Below are 20,314 nucleotides of genomic sequence, written 5' to 3'. Positions count from 1 at the left end.
GTTCCCGACTACCACGTCGTCTGGATGAACGGCGCCGGAACTGTCGACGGGGGGATCCGGTACTTTTTGAGCACCTGGATCATCAACTTGCGGAATGCCGGCGCCGCGGCGGCCGACACCTTTACAGTACTTGGCTCACCGAAGGTCACGAGAACCACGTACTTGGGATTCTCGGCAGGGGCGATTCCCGCGACCGAGATCACACGGTCATCCGTGTACCCGTTCGGGCCCGCCACCTGCGCGGTTCCCGTCTTCGCCGCGATCCGGTACCCCGGAATCTTGAGCACCGGTGAGTTGGGACCGCTCGACACGACCGTCTCGAGCATCTGCACGGTCTCGTCCGCCGCCTGAGCGCTGATGACCCGGGTCGCCTTCGTCGACGGCTTGTCGGTGACGGTGCCGTCGGCGTGATAGCAGCCCTCGACGAGCGTGAGCGGAAGGTGCACGCCGTGGTTGGCGAGCGTCGAGAAGATCTGGGCGACCTGCACCGAGGTGGCACTGACGCCCTGGCCGAATTCGACCGCGCGGTTGGTGATCTCGTCCCAGCTGCTCACCGCGCCGAGGTGGCCGCTCGATTCCCCACCGAAGCCCACCGCGGTCTTCTGCCCCACGCCGAACTTCAGCATGTAGTCGCGTCGCGACTGAGCATCGAGCTTCTCCGACAGGATCGAGATGCCGATGTTGGACGAGTTCTCCAGCACTCCCGCCGTCGTGTACTTCAGCACGCCGTGGGGGAAGGAGTCCTTGATGTAGGCACCGTCCGGGAAGCGGTAGAGCGACGGCAGCGTGATCTTGGTGGTGGGGGTGATCACCCCCGCATCGATCATCGAGGCGGCGCTCATCGCCTTGAAGGTCGACCCCGGTTCGTAGGGGATGGCGAAGGCCCGGGAGCCGGTCGCCGCCGGATTCGCCGCGCTCACGTTGTTGGGGTCGACGGTGGGGTAGTCGGCGACCGCCATGAGGTGGTTGTCGGCGACCCGCACCACCACCGCGGTGGCCCACTTGGCGCCGATCTGCTGCGCCCGCTGGGCGATGGTCTGCTGCGCGAACCACTGCATATCGCGGTCGATCGTCAGCTTGATCGTGCCGCCGTCCTTCGGGTTCTTCTGAGTGACGGTGCTGCCGGGGATCCGCACCCCGTCCTCGCCCTTCTCGTAGGTCGAGGTTCCGTTGGTCGGCGCGAGACAGGAGTTCTCTTTGAGTTCGATGCCGGCCTGCGGTCCATCCGTGCCCACGAAGCCGACCAGGTTGCCCGCGATCGCGCCATTGGGATAGGTGCGCGCCGGGTGCGGCTCGTAGTAGATCCAGGGGATGTGCAGCGCCTGCACCCGGGTGAAGACATCGAGGGTGACCGCTTTGGTGAGGTACGCGAAGTTCGCCTTCGGATCGGCGGTGATGGCGGCGCGCAACTCGTCGGTGGTCTGCCCGGTGATGGCGGCGATGCTCTGCAGCTCCGACTCGAAGCTCGTGTGCACCTTGACACCTTTGACGTAGCTGTCGTCGCCGTCGAGCTTCACGTTGATCGGCGCGACCGTGATGTCGAAGCGGTCGACGCTGTCGGCGAGCACGTTGCCGTTCGTATCCTCGATGGCCCCGCGAGTGCCGTAAGTGGTCACCTGGGTCGAGCGGTCCTTCTGCGCCTTCGCAGCGAGGGTGGGACCCTGGATGACCTGCAGATCGAACAGGCGCCCCGAGAAGATCACGACGATCGCCACGATCACGACGATGGTTACCGCGAGACGGGCTCGCGCGCTTCGTGACTTCTTCATGACCTGCTAACTCAATGCGTGACCGGTGACGGCAGCGCGTCGGGGTTCGTGGTGCCAGACGTTACCTTCGCGGTCGGGGCCGTCGCGGCTGCCGCGCCGGTCGTCGACGAAGCTGTGCCCGACTTCACAGCGGGCGCCGCCGTGACGCCGGCCGGAGCGACCGTCGACGCGTCGCCGACGAAGCTCTCATCGATGGAGTCGGCGGGTGTGAGCAGCTTGTTGGGAACATCCGCGGTCACGGAGGCCGCGCTCGCGCCGCTCCCACCGATGACGGCGGCCGGGAGCTTCGAGCCCGACACGGTGCCGGTGCGGAGGTTGAGGAATCCGGGGTCGCTGCTGCCGACCATCCCGATCTTGCGGGCGTTGGCGGCGAGGTTCTGCGTCGACGCGATCACCTGCAGCTTCTCATTGAGCGCGGACTGGACCCGATCGGCCGTCACCCGCGCGCCGAGCAGCGAGTTGATCTGGTAGGCGCCGCCCGAGAGCGAGATGCTGAGCAGCAACTGCGCGATGAAGATGGTGAACAGGCCGGCCGTCGTGACGAGCGCGTAGAAGATGCGGGGTCGCGCCTTGCGCTGCGCGCGAGTGGTGACGATCCGCACGCGCGACGGCGAGAAGTCGGCGCCGCCGTTCTCGATCGAGGGGGCGGGCAGGGAATACGCGAGTGCACTGCTCATGCCGCGACCTTCACTTTCTCGACGGCGCGCAGGCGAACCGGCGCTGACCGGGGGTTGTTCGATTTCTCGTCCTCGCTCGCGAGCTCCGCTCCGCGCACCAGAAGGCGCAGCTCGGGGCGGTGCTCGGGAAGTTCGACGGGGAGTCCGGCGGGGGCCGTCGACGACGACCGCGACTGCAGCACCCGCTTGACGATCCGGTCCTCGAGCGACTGGTAGGCGAGCACGACCATGCGACCGCCGAGGTCGAGGGCGTCCACCGCGGCGGGGATGGCCCGCGCGAGCACGGACAGCTCGGAGTTGACCTCGATCCGCAGGGCCTGGAAGACCCGCTTCGCCGGGTGGCCCGCACGCTGAACGGCCGCCGGCGTGGCGGCGACGATGATGTCGACCAGTTGCGCCGAACGAGTCAGCGGGGCCAGCTCGCGCGCCTGCACGATCTTGCTCGCGTACCGGGGCGCCAGCTTCTCCTCGCCGTACTCGTAGAAGATGCGTCGCAACTCGGACTCGCTGTAGGTGGCGAGCACGATCTCGGCCGTGAGCGGGGAGGTGGCGTCCATGCGCATGTCGAGCGGCGCATCCTTCGAATAGGAGAATCCGCGGTCGACCCGGTCGAGCTGGAGCGAAGAGACTCCGAGGTCGAAGAGGATGCCCTGCACCCCGGTGATGCCGAGGGAGTCGAGCGCGTTCCGCATCGTGTCGTAGACCGCGTGGACGAGGTGCACCCGGTCACCGAACGGTGCAAGCCGCTCCCCCGCGAGTCGCAGCGCCTCGGTGTCGCGGTCGAGGCCGACGAGGACGAGTCCGGGGAAGCGGGCGAGGAACGCTTCGGCGTGGCCGCCCATGCCGAGGGTGGCATCGACGAGCACCGCGCCCTCGGCCTGGAGTGCCGGCGAGAGCAGCTCGATCGTGCGCTCGAGCATGACGGGGGTGTGGAGGTCGCGGGTGGCCATAGCTGTACGGGATGTCCGCAGGTGCTGATCCCCATCCGTTCCGACCTGCCACCGGGGAAGTGTGTCAGGTCCCGTCCTGGCACCGGGGAAGTGCGCCAGGCAACGAACAGCTGGGAGTCAGCGTCTGGGGTCAGAAGAGTCCCGGGATCACCTCCTCCGTCGTGTTGGCGAATTCGGACTCGGTGGCCTCGTAGTAGGCGTTCCACGCGGCGGTGTCCCAGATCTCGGCGCGGCTGCCGGCGCCGATCACCGTGAGGTCTCGGTCGAGCCCCGCGTACTCGCGAAGCCCGGCCGGAATCGTGACCCGACGCTGTTTGTCGGGGAGCTCTTGGTTGGCGCCCGAGAGGAAGAGCCGCAGGAAGTCACGGGCCTGCTTGCTCGTGACGGGCGCCTGACGGATCTTCTCGTGGACGCTCTCGAACTCGCGCGTGCTGAACACGTACAGGCAGTGCTCCTGGCCGCGGGTGATGACCACGCCCGACGCCAGCTCGTCCCAGAACTTCGCCGGGAGGATGAGCCGGCCCTTCTCGTCGAGCTTGGGCGCGTAGGTGCCGAGGAACATGCATCCCACCCCCTCGGCGATCCGGCCAGAAATTCGTCGTGACCTCCACTTTACTCCACTTGCCTCCACAAAAGTAGAAAATATCGCCCCAATCCGGGTGGGTTACGAGAAAGTTCCCCGAAATGACGCGGATCGATGGCGTGGAGGACAGTGGAGGGAAAAGTGCCATCCGGAGCCCGAGAGGGGTCCGGATGGCACAAAAAAAGCCGACCCGTGAGGGTCGGCTGGAGGTGAGAAGCCCGACGAACGCGTCGGGCTGGGTCAGTCTGGTGGGCGGGAGCCGGTCATCCGGCGACTCGGGAGGACGCGCGCGTGCCTCGGGGCGCCGCGCGCGAGCGGTGAGGGCTACTCCTCGTGATCGTGCTGGCGCTTCTCCCAGCGCTGGCCCAGCGTCTGCATGAACGACGGCCGGGCGGTAGAGCTGGGGGCACTCGAGACGCGACCACCACGACGCGGCGGCGTCACGGCGATGAAGACGCCCGCGAACATCATGACGAAACCGAGAACTCCGACGATCGGCAGCCGCACCGCGACGCCCGTGATGAGTACGGCGACACCGGCGACCGCGAGGAGGATTCCGAGTACGACGGCGGAGTAGCTGGGCTTGCCCCGACGCGCAGAAACAGACGCCACGAAGTCGGCGTCGTTGTGATAGAGACTGCGCTCCATCTCTTCCAGGAGCCGTTGCTCCTGCTCGGAAAGTGGCATCCTGATCCCCTCGGGTCCCCAGATTGCGCTGGTAAATAGAGCTCAATAGTATCCCCGCGCGCGTGGCTAGGCTAGGAGTGTGGCTGTGAGTACCCGGTTAGTTGACTTAGTGCAGCTGCGAATCGACGAATTCCTGAGCGAGCGCGCTCCCCTGCTGGCGCGAGTCGCGCCCGAAGTGGGCGAGCTCCTCGACTACTCGAGCTCGCTGCTGCGCGGGGGCAAGCGATTCCGAGCGCTGTTCTGCTACTGGGGCTGGCAGGCGGTCGGCGCGGGCCGCGGCCCTGCCGAACCCCTGCTCGACGACGAGGGACCCGTCGATCTGGATGCCGTGGTCGCGACCGCCTCCGCCCTCGAGATCTTCCACGCCGCGGCGCTGGTGCACGACGACATCATGGACAACTCCGATACGCGCCGGGGCTCACCTGCGGCACACCGGCACTTCGAGTCGGTGCACCGCGCGGGCGGATGGGCGGGATCCCCCGCCGACTTCGGCCGCTCGGCGGCGCTGCTCCTCGGCGACCTGCTCCTGGGGTGGAGCGACGAGCTGCTCGATGAGGGCGTCGCGGGCCTGGCGAGCCGGGCATCCGGAATCGCGGCGCGCCAGGAGTTCAATCGCATGCGCACCGAGGTGACGGTGGGTCAGTACCTCGACATCCTCGAGGAGCAGTCGTGGCTCACGCACCCCGAGTCCGAACTCATGTCGCGCGCCCACCGGGTGATCGTCTTCAAGTCCGCCAAGTACAGCGTGGAGGCTCCTCTGGCGATCGGTGCCTCGCTCGGCGGCGCGAGCGAGGCACAGCTCGCCGCCCTGCGCGCGTTCGGCCTGCCCCTCGGCGTCGCCTATCAGCTGCGGGATGACCTCCTCGGCGTCTTCGGAGACCCGGAGGTCACGGGCAAGCCGGCGGGCGACGACCTGCGCGAGGGCAAGCGCACCGTCATCATCGCCCTCGCCCGCACCGGGCTGCCGGCGAACGCCGTTCGCGTGCTCGATGAGCTCCTGGGCGACCCGGATCTCAGCGACTCGCAGGTTCGGATGCTGCAGACGACGCTCCGCGAATCCGGCGCGGTGGAGAAGGTCGAGCGGTTGATCGATCACAACGTGCTACGGGCACGCGAGGCCCTAGCAGACGCCCCGCTCTCGCGCGCCGCCCGCGAACAGCTGGGACAGCTCACCGACACGGTGACGCAGCGCGTCTTCTGACGGCTCCGGCTCAGAATCCGAGCGCCTGCGCCACCCGACGAACCTCGGCCTTGCGACCCGCCCGGAGGGCGTCGATCGGGCTCACGCCGAGGCTGTCCTCGGGGGTGAGCAACCAGGTCATGGCCTCCTCGTCGCTGAAGCCGCTGTCGCCGAGCACGACGAGCGTGCCCTTCAACTCGCTCATCGGCTCGCCGTCGACGATGAAGTCCGCGGGCACACGCCAGACCCCGTCGACTCGCGAGGCGAGGAGCGCGCGGTCTTCGATGAGGCGCCTGACCTGGCTGACCTTGAGGCCGAGGAGCTCGGTGAGGTCTGGAATCGTCAACCATTTGACGTCGGGGAGCTCGGACACGCTTCGATTGTTCCATGCACCACGGCGCTTCGCCGGTATTTGCGCGTTTGTTTCCATCTTGTTAACCCGTGTCACACCAGCACCTTTGATTGACACAGACCTATATCTGTGTCAGTTTTGACGAGGCAGCACGGGGGTGAAGGCCATGATTTCTAGGGGCGAGACATGCGACGGGGAACGGCGACGGAGAACTCATGACGATCAACGCTGAGTCCGATTCCATGACGACGAATCCCGTCGCGCCGCCCTCGCCCTTCGCCGGCCTGACCCCGACGCGCCGTCGGGCCGAGCTTCACGCCCTCTCCGACCCCGCCGCCACGAGCGACCTCGGCCGACTGTCCCGGTCCCTCCTGCAGACCGTTCCGGTGGTGCTCGTCGGCTCGCTCGCGCTCGCGACCCTCAACCTCACCGGCGCCGTGGAACCGGTGGCCCAGAAGCGTCCCACCACCCCGCGCGCCGACACGGTCGACGTGCAGCGATCGGTCGCGTCGGCGATGGCGGCGGCGAATGCCACCGCGGCGTCGACGCCCGACGAATCCGCGGGTCAGTCCGCCGCGCGCATCGACACGGCCTCGGTGCCCTCGACCTACGTCGTCCGCGGTGGTGACACGGTCAGCTCCATCGCGACTCACCACGGGCTGTCGACGGCCTCCGTCCTCGCGCTCAACGGCCTCAGCTGGAAGAGCATCATCTTTCCCGGTCAGGTGCTCAAGCTCACGAAGTCCGCGACGAGCAGGGCGCCCAAGCCCCCCGCCGCCTCCCCCACCGCTCAGACGGTCGGCGGTCGATACACGATCCGTGCCGGCGACACGCTCTACGCGATCTCCAAGCGGTTCGCGGTCAGCCTCTCCTCGCTGCTCAGCGCGAATCACCTCACCGTCCGCAGCACGATCTACGCGGGGCGAACCCTCGTCATCCCGAAGACCAGCACCGCCTCCGTCGGCACCCCGACCCCGGTGACCGCGCCCGTTGTGGCGCCCGTCGTGGTTCCCGCGCCGACCGGCAGCGGGTCCGCCGCGACCTACGTCATCCGCACCGGCGACACCATCACCTCGATCGCGACGCAGTTCGGTGTGAGCGTGCCCGCGATCCTGGCCGCCAACAACCTGGGCCCGAGCAGCATCATCTACGCGGGACGTACGCTGGTCATCCCGGGCATCATCACGACCGCGTCGGTCGGCACCACGATCACGCCGTTGAGCCCCACCATGCGGGCGAACGCGCAGATCATCGTCGCGGTCGGCCGTCAGCTGGGCGTCCCCGACTACGGCATCATCATCGCGCTGGCGGCGGCGGCGCAGGAGTCGGGGCTGCAGAACATCGACTACGGCGACCGCGACTCGGTGGGGCTCTTCCAGCAGCGGCCGAGCACCGGCTGGGGGGCGAAGGCCCAGCTCCTCGACCCGAGCTACGCGTCTCGCCTGTTCTTCGGCGGCCCCTCGAACCCCAACCGCGGCGTCACCCGCGGTCTGCTCGATGTGCCGAACTGGCAGAAGCTCACGGTGACGCAGGCCGCGCAGTCCGTGCAGATCTCGGCGTTCCCGAACGCGTACGCGAAGTGGGAGACCTCCGCGCGCGCCTGGTTCAACGGCCTGAAGTAGAGGCTGAACCCGCGCCCGGAGGGCAGCGTCGTTAACTGAACGTTTCGCCGCCGAGGCCGTGTTCCGAAGGGCCCTCGGCGGTCGCGAACCTAGAATCGGAAGGGTGAATGCCAACCCCTCGGATCCCCTGATCGGGCGTCTCATCGACGGTCGATACCAGGTGCGCTCGCGAATCGCGCGCGGCGGGATGGCCACGGTCTACCTGGCGACCGACCTTCGGCTCGAGCGCCGGGTCGCGATCAAGATCATGCACGGGCACCTCGCCGACGATAGCAAATTCAAGGAGCGGTTCATCCAGGAGGCGCGCTCCGCAGCCCGCCTCGCCCACCCCAATGTCGTCAATGTCTTCGATCAGGGTCAGGACAGCGACATGGCCTACCTGGTCATGGAGTACCTGCCGGGCATCACGCTCCGCGACCTTCTCCAGGAGCACGGCCGACTCACCACGGAGCAGACGCTCGACGTGCTCGAAGCCGTGCTCTCCGGGCTATCGGCGGCCCACAAGGCGGGCATCGTTCACCGCGACCTCAAGCCGGAGAACGTGCTGCTGGCGGATGACGGCCGCATCAAGATCGGCGACTTCGGCCTCGCTCGTGCCGCGAGCGCGAACACCGCCACCGGGGCCGCGCTCCTGGGCACGATCGCCTACCTGTCGCCCGAGCTCGTGACCCGCGGCATCGCCGATACACGGAGCGACATCTACGCGGTGGGCATCATGACCTACGAGATGCTCACCGGAGAGCAGCCGTTCAAGGGCGAGCAGCCCATGCAGATCGCGTACCAGCACGCCAACGACTCGGTTCCGACACCGAGCTCGCGCAACGGGCGTGTGCCGCGGGAACTCGACGAACTGGTGCTGTGGGCGACAGCGCGAGAGCCGGATGAACGGCCTCGCGACGCCCGCGTCATGCTCGATCAGGTACTCGCCACCCAGTCCGAACTCCTCGGCATCGGCGGAATCCCCTCCAGCACGACGGCGATGCACCGCACGATGGTCATGCCGACCGCGGGTCCGGCGTCGCGCGGGGGCACGCAAGAGACCCAGGTGCTCACGAGCGCACCACGGCATCGCACGGGACCGGTCGCCGTCGACAACGAGACGCTGCTGGCGTCGAAGGCTCAGCGGCGGCACCGGAGGGGCTGGTGGTTGTTCGGGCTGGTCATCCTGCTCGCCGCCCTCGCCGGCGGGACCGGCTGGTACTTCGGGCAGGGTCCCGGTTCGCTCGTGTCGGTTCCCGGCGTGAGCGGAAAGACCGTGACGGCGGCGGTGACCGCTCTCGAGTCCGCGGGGCTCGTCGTGAGCGACACGAGGCAGCACGCCACCGACCCGAGCGTGGCGAAGGGCGCCGTCAAGGACACGGCACCCGGGGCGGGGTCGGCCGTGCACAAGGGCGAGACGGTGGCGCTCGTGATCTCCGACGGGCCGGCGCTGCTCCCCCTGCCGACACTCGCGGGTCTGCAGGAGCAGGCGGCCAAGGCGCTCATCGTGTCGTCGGGATTCACCGCGATCGATCGATCCATCCGGCAGTTCGATGCCAAAGCACCCGCGGGCCAGGTGCTCGCCGCCCTCGACCCCTCCGGCAAGAACCTCAAGGATCGCAGCCCCCAGACCTACCCCGAGCAACGCGGGATCCAACTCGTCGTCTCGGCGGGGAAGCTCCCCGACGTGAGGGGCCTCGACCCGCAGGCCGCCATCGACAAGCTGCAGGCGGTCGGACTCACCGCCCAGGTCGACAGCAGCGCCTACAGCGAGACGGTCGACAAGGGCCTCGTGGTCGGCGTCGATCAGGAGAAGAGCAACGGCACGCCCCGCGTCTTCCGCGTGGGCGACACCGACGTGAAGCTCATCACATCGAAGGGGCCGCCGCTCGTCAAGGTGCCCAATGTCGTCGGAATGCTATGGGCGGATGCCAAGCCTTTGCTGATCACGGCAGGATTCCAGTTGAACTACAACCCGCTCGCTGATACAGGAAACGGCAACTTCGCGAAAGTCGCCTCGCTGTCACCCGGCGGTGGAACAACGCAGCCGAAGGGCTCCACCATCACCATCACCTTCAGCCTGTAGCGCACCGCAGAACGGGCGACCGAGCATCCGCCCGGCCGCCCGTGTCGCGCTCGCGGTGGCTAGACCGCGGCGGCCAATTCCTCGGCCACGAGGAACGCGAGTTCCAGCGACTGCATGTGGTTGAGACGCGGGTCGCAGAGCGACTCGTAGCGCGTCGCGAGATCTGCCTCATCGATCTGCTCCGAGCCGCCGAGGCACTCGGTGACGTCGTCGCCGGTCAGCTCGATGTGGATGCCGCCCGGGTGAGTTCCCGCCGCACGGTGCGCCTCGAAGAAACCCTTGACCTCGTCGACGATGTCATCGAAACGACGCGTCTTGTACCCGGTCGGGGTCGTGAGCCCGTTGCCGTGCATGGGGTCGGAGATCCACAGCGGGTTCGCGTCCATGCCCGTGATGCCCTCGAGCAGCGGCGGCAGGGCATCCCGGATCTTGCCGGCCCCCATCCGCGAGACGAAGGTCAGGCGCCCGGGCTCGCGGTTCGGGTCGAGCTTGTCGATCAGTCGCTCCATGTCGTCGACCGTGGTCGACGGGCCCAGCTTGACGCCGATCGGGTTGCGGATCCGGCTGAAGTAGTCGACGTGCGCTCCATCGATGTCACGAGTGCGTTCCCCGATCCAGAGGAAGTGCGCCGAGGTGTTCACGGGAGTGCCGTTGCGCGAATCGATCCTGGTCATCGGGCGCTCGTAGTCCATGAGCAGGCCCTCGTGGCTGGCGTAGAACTCCACGCGCTTGAGCTCGTCGAAGTCGGCGCCGGCCGCCTCCATGAAGCGGATCGCCTTGTCGATCTCCCCCGCCAGCTTCTCGTACCGGTGATTGGCCGGGTTCTGCGCGAAGCCGCGATTCCAGCTGTGCACCTGGCGCAGATCGGCGAAACCACCCTGCGTGAACGCGCGGATGAGGTTGAGGGTCGACGCGGCGGTGTGGTAACCCTGCACGAGGCGTCGAGCGTCGGCCTGACGCGACTCGGGCGTGAAGTCGTAGCCGTTCACGATGTCGCCACGGTAGGCCGGGAGGGTCACTCCCCCGCGGGTCTCGGTATCGCTCGATCGCGGCTTGGCGAACTGGCCCGCCATGCGACCCATCTTGACGATCGGCATCGAGGCGCCGTAGGTGAGCACGACGGCCATCTGCAGGATCGTCTTCACGCGGTTGCGGATCGCCTCGGCGGTCGCCCCCGCGAAGGTCTCGGCGCAGTCGCCGCCCTGCAGCAGGAATGCCTCGCCGCGCGCCGCCTTCGCCAGCCGGTCACGGAGGATGTCGACCTCGCCGGCGAACACGAGCGGCGGCAGCGTCGCGATCTCGGCGCTCGCGGCGGCGACCGCGTCGGGGTCGGGCCAGGCGGGCTGCTGCGCCACGGGAAGGGTCCGCCAATAGTCGAGACCGGCGATCACGGAGGGATCAGCAGCCACGACGGTTTCGGACAGGTCTTCCACGGGGTTTCCTTGCAGTTGAACGAACGGATGATCGGGCTCACGCCCCGCGATGCGCAGCGGGCCCAAGGAGCGAGCCTATCGCGAGCGACCGATCAGCGAGCGCGCGCGGCCAGCTTGTCCTTGACCGAGGAGGCATACACGTCGACGTACTCCTGGCCGCTGATGCGGTTGAGCTCGTACATGATCTCGTCGGTGATGGAGCGCAGCACGAAGCGATCGCCCTCGAGCCCGTGGAATCGGGAGAAATCAAGCGGTTCGCCGAAGACGATGCCGATGCGGCGAGGTCTGGGGATCCGGGTGCCCGTCGGCATGACCTTGTCGGTGTCGATCATGGCGACCGGCACGACGACGGCGCCCGATTCGAGCACCATCCGCGCGATGCCCGTGCGCCCGCGATACATGCGGCCGTCGGGGCTGCGCGTGCCCTCCGGATAAATTCCGAGCTGCTGGCCCTGAGCGAGCACGGCGAGACCGGTGTTGAGCGAATCCTCGGACGCCTTGCCGCCGGAGCGATCGATCGGGATCATCCCCGTACCGATGAAGAACTGGCGAACGATCCACCCCTTCAGCCCGGTACCGCGGAAGTAGTCGCTCTTGGCGAGGAACGAGACCCGGCGATCCAACACAAGAGGAAGGAACACCGAGTCGATGAAGGAGAGGTGGTTGCCGGCGAAGAGAACGGCACCCTTCGCGGGGATGTTCTCGCGGCCCACGATCCACGGGCGGCAGACGGTCATGAGCAGGGGGCCCATGATCAGATTCTTGAAGAACCAGTACATCGCACCTCCCGTCGGCCGCTCTACTCTACTTGCACCGACGCCGGCCCCGCGTCGGCCATGCGGGCGCGACTCCGCGCGTCCGGGCGCTCAGCGTCGCTCGGCGTGGAGCCGCGCGAGGTCGGCCGCGCCGACGACACCGGCGTTGTTGACGAGCTCCGCGGTCGCAAACTTGGGCTCGGGGTGGTAGCCGCGCGCCGGCAGGTGGGCGAGAAACGACTCGCGGACGGGGTCGAGCAGAAGGTCACCGGCGATGGCCACTCCCCCGCCGAACACGAAGACCTGAGGGTCGAGCACCGCCGCGAGGCTCGCGCACGCGGCGCCGAGCCACCCTCCGAGCTCTCGCAGAGCCTGCAGGGCGCCCGGGTCGCCACCCGCGATGAGTTCGCCGACGCGGTCGCCGGTCAGTGTTCCGCCGTCCTTCTGCCGGGCATCGGCCAGGGCGAGACCGATGCCGCCGACGTCGGCGATGGCGTTCGCCATTCTGAGCAGCGCGCGACCGGAGCCGTACTGCTCGATGCAGCCGCGTGCACCACAGCCGCAGGGCAGACCGTCGGGCACGACCCGCAGGTGACCGATCTCTGCTCCCGCGCCGAAGCCGCCGCGAAACAGCCGGTCCTCCGTGACGATCGCGCCGCCCACGCCCGTGCCGATGGTGAGCATCGTCATGTCGCTGTAGAGCCGCCCGGCGCCGAAGCGGAACTCCGCCCAGCCCGCCGCGTTCGCGTCGTTGTCGATCGTGATGTCGAGGTCGAGCTTCTCCTGGAGCCTCGCGCGGAAGGGCTCATTCCGCCAACTGATGTTGGGCGCGTAGTACACGGTCGACTGCGCCGCATCGATGAAGCCGGCCGCGGCGACGCCCGCCGCCGACACCTCGGTGCCGTCCGACAGTCGCTCGATCATTGCGACCACCGTGTCCACGATCGCCGAGGCGTCGCCGGCGGGCGTGGGGCGGCGCTCCTCCGCCAGGATCTCGCCCTCTTCGGTGACCAGGGCCCCCGCGATCTTGGTTCCGCCGATGTCAATTCCGATCGCATGCACGAGAGTCGAGTTTAGTGAGCGCGTGCTCCGGGCGACGACTCCGAAGTCTCCACAGGCGCGGTGGATGCCCTTCCTGCGGTTTAGAGTGGAGCAGGAATCTTCAACCGGTGCCGAGGGAGTTACCGTGCAGCAATTTGACATGCCCGCCGTGGTCGAGGCGGATCCCGACGCGAACGTGACCGAGCTCCTCATCGATCGGGTGCGGGCGACCCCCGATCTGGCCCTCTTCGCGGTGCCCACGGCGGACGGTGGATGGTCCGACGTCACGGCAGCGGAGTTTCTGGCGAACGTGCGGGCCCTCGCGAAGGGATTCGTCGCGGCGGGTATCCGTCCCGGCGATCGAATCGGCATCATCTGCAAGACGCGATACGAGTGGACCCTCATCGACTTCGCCGTCTGGTTCGCCGGCGCGATCCTGGTGCCGGTCTATGAGACCTCCTCCCCCACTCAGATCCTCTGGAACCTGGAGGATTCGGGCGCGATCGCGATCATCACCGAGACGGCGGAGCAGTACTCGCGCTTCGACGAGGTGCACGCCGACCTGCCGCTCATCCGCAGCGTCTGGCAGCTCGAGACCGGCGCCCTCGACAAGCTCGTCGCGGGCGGAACCGAGGTCGAGGACGCCGAGATCGAACGGCGCCGCGGCCTCGCCAAGGGCTCGGACATGGCGACGCTGATCTACACCGCCGGCACCACCGGTCGGCCGAAGGGGTGCATCCTCACCCACTCCAACTTCGTCGAGCTGTCGCGGAACGCGGCGTTCGCCATCCCCGAGGTCGTGCATCCGGGTGCGTCGACGCTCTTGTTCATCACCATCGCTCACGTCTTCGCCCGGTTCATCGCCGTGCTCGCGGTGCACGGCGGCGTGAAGGTGGGGCACCAGCCCGACGCGAAGCAGCTGACGACCGCGATGGTCTCGTTCCGCCCGACCTTCCTCCTCGCTGTCCCGCGCGTCTTCGAGAAGGTCTTCAACTCCTCGCAGCAGAAGGCGGTGGAGAGCGGGCGGGGTGCCATCTTCCACAAGGCCGTCGAGGCCGCCGTCGATCACTCGAAGGCACTGGATGCCGGCCACGTGCCACTCGGGCTCAAACTGCGCTTCGCGCTCTACGACCGGCTCGTCCTCAGCAAGATCCGCGCCGCACTCGGCGGTCGAGTCGAGTACGCCGTCTCCGGCTCCGCGCCGCTCGGACTCTTCCTCGGCCACTTCTACCGCAGCCTGGGGATCACGATCCTCGAGGGATACGGTCTCACCGAGACGACGGCACCGCTCACAGTGAACGTGCCCTCCAACTTCAAGATCGGAAAGGTCGGCCCCCCGCTGCCCGGCGTGTCCATCCGCATCGCGGAGGATGGCGAGATCGAGGGCAAGGGAATCGACATCTTCGGCGGTTACTGGAACAACGAGAAGGCGACGGCCGAGGCCTTCGACGACGGCTGGTTCCGAACGGGCGACATCGGCGAACTCGACGACGAGGGCTATCTCTCGATCACCGGTCGCAAGAAGGAGATCATCGTCACGGCGGGCGGAAAGAACGTCTCCCCCGCGGCACTCGAGGATCCGATGCGCTCGAACCCGATCATCGACCAGGTGATCGTCGTCGGCGAGCAGAAGCCCTTCGTGGCGGCGCTCGTCACCCTCGACACGGAGATGCTGCCGGCCTGGCTGAAGACCCACGGCGAGGATCCGACGCTCACACTCGCCGAGGCGACCGTCAACCCGACGGTCGTCGCCGAGGTGCAGCGCGCGGTCGACGCCGCCAATGCGCGCGTGTCACGTGCGGAGTCCATCCGGAAGTTCCAGATCCTCGCGACCAGCCTCACGGAGGCGAGCGGTCACCTGACGCCGAAACTCAGCATCAAGCGCAACGTGATCCTGAAGGACTTCGCCGACGTGATCGAGGGGCTGTACACCGCGGCGCCCGAGACACACGGACAGTCGCTCGTGCACTGACTCAGTACCAGGGGGCCTGCCGGATCGCCCGCATCGCCTCGCGTTTGGTCTCGGGCTCCAGACCCTCGATGTAGAGGTGACCAGCGAGGTGGTCGGTCTCGTGCTGCAACGCCTGCGCGAGCAGCCCCTCCCCCTCGAGCACGACCTCATTGCCGTCGAGGTCGACCCCGCGCACCCGAGCAAAGGGATACCGCAGCCTCGGAAAGTAGAAGCCAGGAACGGAGAGGCATCCCTCGTCGACGAGCTCCGGCTCGCCCGAGACCTCCTCGAGCACCGGGTTGAGGACATAGCCGACGACCCCATCGACGTTGTAGCTGAAGGCGCGCAGCCCGACGCCGATCTGATTGGCGGCGACGCCCGCGCGACCGGGAACCGTCACGGTCTCGATCAGGTCGTCGACGAGGGCGCGAACACGTGCGTCGGCGGGCACCACGATGGGATCGCAGGCAGAGCGGAGCACGGGGTCGCCGAAGAGGCGAATCTGTCGTTCCGTCATCGCTCAGTTGGTCCGGCGTGCGGGAAGACCCTCGACGACGAGGGCGGCGAGTTCGCGGGCGGCGTTCTTGGTCAAGGGGCGGAGATCCTTATAGCTCACGACGGAACCAGCGGCGAGCTGGGGGTCATAGGGGATGCGGACGACCTCGCGAACGCGAGACTGGAAGTGCGCCTCGATCTCCTCGATCTTCACGAGGTTGGTGCCCTGCGTCGCGGTATTGAGAGCGACGACCGCGTTGCGGACCAGGTCGCCGTACCCGTTGGCCTCCAGCCAGGTGAGCGTCTCCGACGCCAGGCGAGCCTCGTCGACGCTGCCGCCGGAGACGATGACGACGGAGTCGGCGCGCTGAAGCGTCGCGCGCATGACCGAGTGGACGATTCCCGTTCCGCAGTCGGTGAGGACGATCGAGTAGAAGCGCGCGGTGAGATCGGCGACCACGTTGTAGTCGTTCTCGTCGAAGGCCTCCGACAGCATCGGGTCGGTGTCCGAGGCCAGGATGTCGAGGCGGGTCTCGTCGCGGGAGACGAGCGTCGTGAAGTCGGTGAATCCGGAAATCGACGCGGCTCGGGTGACGACGTCGCGCACGGTGGCCCTGGTCTGCTTCGTCACCCGCTCGGCGAGCGTGCCGCGGTCGGGATTCGCGTCGATCGCGATGATGCGGTCCTCGCGCGTCGAGGCGAGGGCCATGCCCAAGAGGGTGGTGATGGTGGTCTTGCCGACCCCGCCCTTGCGGGTGAGCACCGGGACGAAGCGTGTTCCGCCCTCGAACTGCTTGGCGATGCGCGCCTCTACGGCCTTCCGTTCGCGCACCGAGCGGGAATCCCCGAGGTTCACGAGATGGAAGCTGATCGCGTAGACGAACTGCGGCCAGCGACCCTCGGGGGGCGTGCGACGCGTCTTGCGCTCATCGAGAAGTCGGTCGGCCGTCAGCATCGCGGCGGGTTCCGGCGAACTCGAGACCTCGCCGCGCAGCCGATCCCGACGGGAGTACCCGTGGTCGTCGCCGTGCAGCTCGATCGCGGGCTCGGGCTCCGGGAGCGGCTCGGCCTGCGGGGTGACGAGCGTGACGGATGTCGTGGTCGGCACCGCCGCATCCACGAATCCGGGATCGACGGCGACCTCGTCGATGGAAACCGCGACCTCGTCGTCGGGCACGTCGTGCACCGTAGCCGGGAGGTCGACGTTGATCGTCAGGCTCTCGGGCAACGACACCGCGAGATCGTCATGATCACGATTAGTCACCAAGGGGGCAGAACCTTTCCGTCAGTCGGCTTGCCAGTTTACCGTCGCCCGTGCCGCGCGGCACGGAGGGGCGGTCAGCCGACCTCCACGAGGAGGTCACCGGCGTCCACCTGCTGGGTGGTGGGGATCGCGATGCGGCGGACCACTCCCGCGACGGGCGAGGTGATCGCGGCCTCCATCTTCATGGCCTCAATGGACGCGACCGCCTGGCCGGCCTCCACCGACTGACCCTCCTCCACCTGCACGGTGACCACACCCGAGAACGGCGCGGCGACCTGCCCCGGCCTTGCGGGATCGGCCTTCTCGGCCGACTTGGACTGCACGGTGATGCCACGATCGCGCACGAACACCGGGCGCAACTGGCCGTTCAGCACGGTCATGACGGTTCGCATGCCCTTGTCATCGGCCTCGCCGATCGCCTCGAGACCCACGTACAGCGAGACGCCCTTGCTCATCTCGATGACGTGCTCGCCACCCTGCTGGAGCCCGTAGAGGTAGTCGACCGTGTCGACGACCGAGAGATCGCCGTAGGTATCGCGGTTCTGCTCGAAGATCTTGGTGGGCGCGGGGAACAGGAGCCGGTTGAGCGCTCGGCGACGCGTCGCGCTGTCTGCATCAAGGTCGGCGAGGTCCTGCTCACCGAGTTCCTCGACGCCGATCTTGACGGTGCGTCCCTCGAGGACCTTGCTGCGGAAGGGTTCGGGCCAGCCGCCGGGCAGGTCGCCGAGTTCGCCCGCCATGAATCCGATGACGGAGTCCGGGATGTCGTAGCGCTGCGGGTTCTGCTCGAAGTCGGCGGGGTCGGCGCCGGCTGCAGCGAGCGCGAGGGCGAGATCTCCCACGACCTTCGACGACGGGGTCACCTTCGGCGGGCGTCCGAGCATGAGGTTCGCGGCCGCGTAGAGGTCTTCGACCTTCTCGAACTGGTCGCCCAGTCCGAGCGCGATGGCCTGCTGACGAAGGTTCGACAACTGCCCGCCGGGGATCTCGTGCTTGTACACCCGGCCGGTCGGGCCGGGCAGACCCGACTCGAACGGCTTGTACACGTGACGGACCGCCTCCCAGTAGGGCTCAAGGTCGGAGACGGCCTGCAAGGAGAGCCCGGTGTCGCGCTCGGTGTGGGCGAGCGCCGCGACGAGCGCGGAGGCGGAGGGCTGGCTGGTCGTGCCCGCCATCGGCGCGCTCGCCACGTCGACCGCGTCCGCGCCGGCGCGGCTCGCCGCGAGCAGGGTCGCCAACTGCCCGCCCGCCGTGTCGTGGGTGTGCACGTGAACCGGCAGATCGAACCGGGCGCGTAGGGCCGTCACGAGCTTCTCCGCCGCCTCGGCCCGCAGCAACCCCGCCATGTCCTTGATCGCGAGGATGTGCGCGCCCGCGTCGACGATCTGCTCGGCCAGACGCAGGTAGTAGTCGAGGGTGTAGAGCTGCTCATTCGGGTCGAGGAGATCCGCGGTGTAACAGACCGCGACCTCCGCGACCGTCGACCCGGTGGCCAGCACCGAATCGATCGCCGGTCGCATCTGCGAGACATCGTTCAGCGCGTCGAAGATCCGGAAGATGTCGACGCCGGTCGCGGCCGCCTCCCGTACGAACGCGTCCGTCACCTCCGTCGGGTAGGGGGTGTACCCGACCGTGTTACGACCGCGCAGCAGCATCTGGATGTTGATGTTCGGCAGAGCGTCCCGCAGGGTCGCCAGGCGCTCCCACGGGTCCTCGCCGAGGAACCGGAGCGCGACATCGTAGGTCGCCCCGCCCCACGCCTCGACCGACAACAGCTCCGGCGTCATGCGCGCCACGTACGGGGCGACAGCCACGAGATCGCGCGTGCGCACCCGGGTCGCGAGTAACGACTGGTGCGCATCCCGCATCGTCGTCTCCGTGACGGCCAACGCCGTCTGCGCCCGCAAGGCGGTGGCGAATCCCACCGGCCCCAGCTCGAGGAGCTTCTGGCGCGAGCCCGCCGGCGCCGGCTGCGACAGATCCAGCGCGGGAAGCTTGAGCGCGGGATTGATGACGCCCGCCCCGTCGCCGTTCGGCTGATTCACGGTCACATCGGCGAGCCAGTTCAGAACCTTCGTGCCGCGGTCCTTCGACTGGTGTCCGCGGACGAGCCACGGGCGCTCGTCGATGAAGGAGGTGCTGAGGTCGCCCTGCTCGAAATCGGGGTCCTCCAGCACCGCCTGCAGGAAGGGGATGTTCGTGGTCACGCCGCGCATCCGGAACTCGGCGAGGCCGCGCTTGGCGCGGGTGACCGCTGCCGCGAAGTCGCGACCACGGCACGTCATCTTGACGAGCATCGAGTCGAAGTGGGGCGAGATCTGGGCGCCCGCGTTGATGGTGCCGCCATCGAGGCGCACACCCGCGCCACCCGGCGAACGGTAGCTCGTGATCTTGCCGGTGTCGGGGCGGAAGCCGGCGGCCGGGTCCTCGGTCGTGATGCGGCACTGCAGGGCCGCGCCGCGCAGACGCAGGTTCTCCTGCTGAAGACCGAGCTCCTTGAGCGACTGGCCGTAGGCGATCCGCATCTGCGACTGGACCAGGTCGACATCGGTGACCTCCTCGGTCACCGTGTGCTCCACCTGGATTCGGGGGTTCATCTCGATGAAGACGTGCTGGCCCTTGCGCTCCCCCGCCGTGTCGAGGAGGAACTCCACCGTGCCGGCATTCACGTACCCGATCGAGCGCGCGAAAGCGATCGCGTCGCGATACATGGCCTGCCGAATGCCCTCATCCAGGTTCGGGGCGGGCGCGATCTCGACGACCTTCTGGTGCCGACGCTGCACCGAGCAGTCGCGCTCGAAGAGGTGCACGGTCTCGCCAGTCGCGTCGGCGAGGATCTGCACCTCGATGTGACGAGGGCGCACGACAGCCTGCTCGAGGAACATCGTCGGGTCGCCGAAGGCGCTGTCGGCCTCGCGCATCGCCTCCTCGAGCGCGGGGCGCAACTCAGCGGCGGAGTTGACCCGGCGCATGCCGCGTCCGCCGCCGCCCGCGACGGCCTTCGCGAAGATCGGGAAGCCGATCTCGGCCGCACCAGCGAGGAGCTCTTCGATGTCGCGGGAGGCCGGCGTGGACTTCAGCACCGGGACGCCCGCGCTGATCGCGTGCTCCTTCGCGGTGACCTTGTTGCCGGCCATTTCGAGCACCTTCGTGGGCGGGCCGATGAAGGTGATGCCGGCGTCTGCGGCAGCCTGGGCGAGGTCGGGATTCTCGGAGAGGAATCCATACCCCGGGTAGATCGCGTCCGCACCCGACTGCTTGGCAACGCGGATGATCTCCGCAACGTCGAGGTACGCCCTGACGGGGTGACCCTTCTCACCGATCTGGTAGGCCTCATCCGCCTTCAGGCGGTGCAGAGAGTTGCGGTCTTCGTAGGGGAAGACGGCAACCGTCGCGGCTCCCAGCTCATAGGCCGCGCGGAAAGCGCGAATAGCGATTTCACCGCGGTTGGCGACAAGGATCTTCGTGAACATAGGGTCCTCTCCGTTGG

At 67.9% G+C, this 20,314-nt stretch carries 16 protein-coding genes; 4 read left to right on the top strand and 12 right to left on the bottom strand.

Annotation, left to right across the window (positions count from 1 at the left end; all coding sequences use genetic code 11):
* Positions 1-8: 8 nt before the first annotated feature.
* The 5 genes from G3T37_RS01390 to G3T37_RS01370 form a co-directional block, all read right to left on the bottom strand.
* On the bottom strand, positions 9-1,769 hold the full coding sequence (locus G3T37_RS01390; protein WP_163471690.1) for a peptidoglycan D,D-transpeptidase FtsI family protein: 1,761 nt from the start codon (positions 1,767-1,769) through the stop codon (positions 9-11).
* Positions 1,770-1,780: 11 nt separating this feature from the next.
* On the bottom strand, positions 1,781-2,446 hold the full coding sequence (gene ftsL / locus G3T37_RS01385; RefSeq protein WP_163471689.1) for a cell division protein FtsL: 666 nt from the start codon (positions 2,444-2,446) through the stop codon (positions 1,781-1,783).
* Complete coding sequence (rsmH, locus tag G3T37_RS01380) at positions 2,443-3,396, bottom strand: 16S rRNA (cytosine(1402)-N(4))-methyltransferase RsmH (RefSeq protein ID WP_163471688.1); 954 nt, start codon at positions 3,394-3,396, stop codon at positions 2,443-2,445. The genes ftsL and rsmH overlap by 4 nt, the downstream gene beginning before the upstream one ends.
* Positions 3,397-3,526: 130 nt before the next feature.
* Complete coding sequence (gene mraZ / locus G3T37_RS01375) at positions 3,527-3,958, bottom strand: division/cell wall cluster transcriptional repressor MraZ (RefSeq protein ID WP_163471687.1); 432 nt, start codon at positions 3,956-3,958, stop codon at positions 3,527-3,529.
* 345 nt (positions 3,959-4,303) lie between these two features.
* Positions 4,304-4,666: a DUF3040 domain-containing protein gene (locus G3T37_RS01370; RefSeq protein ID WP_163471686.1), complete on the bottom strand. Its 363-nt coding sequence runs from the start codon at positions 4,664-4,666 to the stop codon at positions 4,304-4,306.
* A gap of 109 nt (positions 4,667-4,775) precedes the next feature.
* Here G3T37_RS01370 and G3T37_RS01365 point away from each other — a divergent pair, with 109 nt between their 5' ends.
* Positions 4,776-5,867, top strand: a complete 1,092-nt coding sequence (locus G3T37_RS01365; protein WP_422110963.1) for a polyprenyl synthetase family protein — start codon at positions 4,776-4,778, stop codon at positions 5,865-5,867.
* A 10-nt stretch (positions 5,868-5,877) separates the two neighbouring features.
* Here the strand turns inward: G3T37_RS01365 and G3T37_RS01360 are convergent, their stop codons facing one another.
* Positions 5,878-6,219: an Rv2175c family DNA-binding protein gene (locus G3T37_RS01360; RefSeq protein ID WP_163471684.1), complete on the bottom strand. Its 342-nt coding sequence runs from the start codon at positions 6,217-6,219 to the stop codon at positions 5,878-5,880.
* A 194-nt stretch (positions 6,220-6,413) separates the two neighbouring features.
* Here G3T37_RS01360 and G3T37_RS01355 point away from each other — a divergent pair, with 194 nt between their 5' ends.
* Complete coding sequence (locus tag G3T37_RS01355) at positions 6,414-7,820, top strand: LysM peptidoglycan-binding domain-containing protein (protein WP_241732057.1); 1,407 nt, start codon at positions 6,414-6,416, stop codon at positions 7,818-7,820.
* A gap of 103 nt (positions 7,821-7,923) precedes the next feature.
* Positions 7,924-9,885: a Stk1 family PASTA domain-containing Ser/Thr kinase gene (pknB, locus tag G3T37_RS01350; protein ID WP_163471683.1), complete on the top strand. Its 1,962-nt coding sequence runs from the start codon at positions 7,924-7,926 to the stop codon at positions 9,883-9,885.
* 59 nt (positions 9,886-9,944) lie between these two features.
* On the opposite strand, the gene G3T37_RS01345 is transcribed toward pknB, so the two are convergent.
* The 3 genes from G3T37_RS01345 to G3T37_RS01335 all read right to left on the bottom strand — a co-directional run bounded on the left by G3T37_RS01345 (position 9,945) and on the right by G3T37_RS01335 (position 13,135).
* On the bottom strand, positions 9,945-11,318 hold the full coding sequence (locus G3T37_RS01345) for a class II 3-deoxy-7-phosphoheptulonate synthase (protein WP_163471682.1): 1,374 nt from the start codon (positions 11,316-11,318) through the stop codon (positions 9,945-9,947).
* 92 nt (positions 11,319-11,410) lie between these two features.
* Positions 11,411-12,070, bottom strand: a complete 660-nt coding sequence (locus G3T37_RS01340) for a lysophospholipid acyltransferase family protein (RefSeq protein WP_241732055.1) — start codon at positions 12,068-12,070, stop codon at positions 11,411-11,413.
* 114 nt (positions 12,071-12,184) lie between these two features.
* Positions 12,185-13,135 (bottom strand): ROK family glucokinase, encoded by a 951-nt coding sequence (locus G3T37_RS01335; protein WP_163471680.1) that lies wholly within the window; start codon positions 13,133-13,135, stop codon positions 12,185-12,187.
* Between the two features lie 124 nt (positions 13,136-13,259).
* Between G3T37_RS01335 and G3T37_RS01330 the strand changes: the two genes are divergently transcribed.
* On the top strand, positions 13,260-15,086 hold the full coding sequence (locus G3T37_RS01330) for an AMP-binding protein (RefSeq protein WP_163471679.1): 1,827 nt from the start codon (positions 13,260-13,262) through the stop codon (positions 15,084-15,086).
* Position 15,087: 1 nt separating this feature from the next.
* Here G3T37_RS01330 and G3T37_RS01325 read toward each other — a convergent pair whose 3' ends face one another.
* From G3T37_RS01325 to G3T37_RS01315, 3 genes are all read right to left on the bottom strand, one after another.
* Positions 15,088-15,582, bottom strand: coding sequence for a peptide deformylase (locus G3T37_RS01325; protein ID WP_163471678.1), 495 nt, complete (start codon positions 15,580-15,582; stop codon positions 15,088-15,090).
* A 3-nt stretch (positions 15,583-15,585) separates the two neighbouring features.
* Positions 15,586-16,824 (bottom strand): MinD/ParA family ATP-binding protein, encoded by a 1,239-nt coding sequence (locus G3T37_RS01320; protein WP_338401142.1) that lies wholly within the window; start codon positions 16,822-16,824, stop codon positions 15,586-15,588.
* A 74-nt stretch (positions 16,825-16,898) separates the two neighbouring features.
* On the bottom strand, positions 16,899-20,297 hold the full coding sequence (locus G3T37_RS01315; protein WP_163471676.1) for a pyruvate carboxylase: 3,399 nt from the start codon (positions 20,295-20,297) through the stop codon (positions 16,899-16,901).
* Positions 20,298-20,314 lie beyond the last annotated feature (17 nt).

The sequence above is a fragment of the Galbitalea soli genome (assembly GCF_010686725.1).
Lineage (GTDB): Bacteria > Actinomycetota > Actinomycetes > Actinomycetales > Microbacteriaceae > Galbitalea > Galbitalea soli.
The sequence above is the reverse complement of the archived record's forward strand: the minus strand, read 5'-3'. Positions and strand labels throughout refer to the sequence as shown.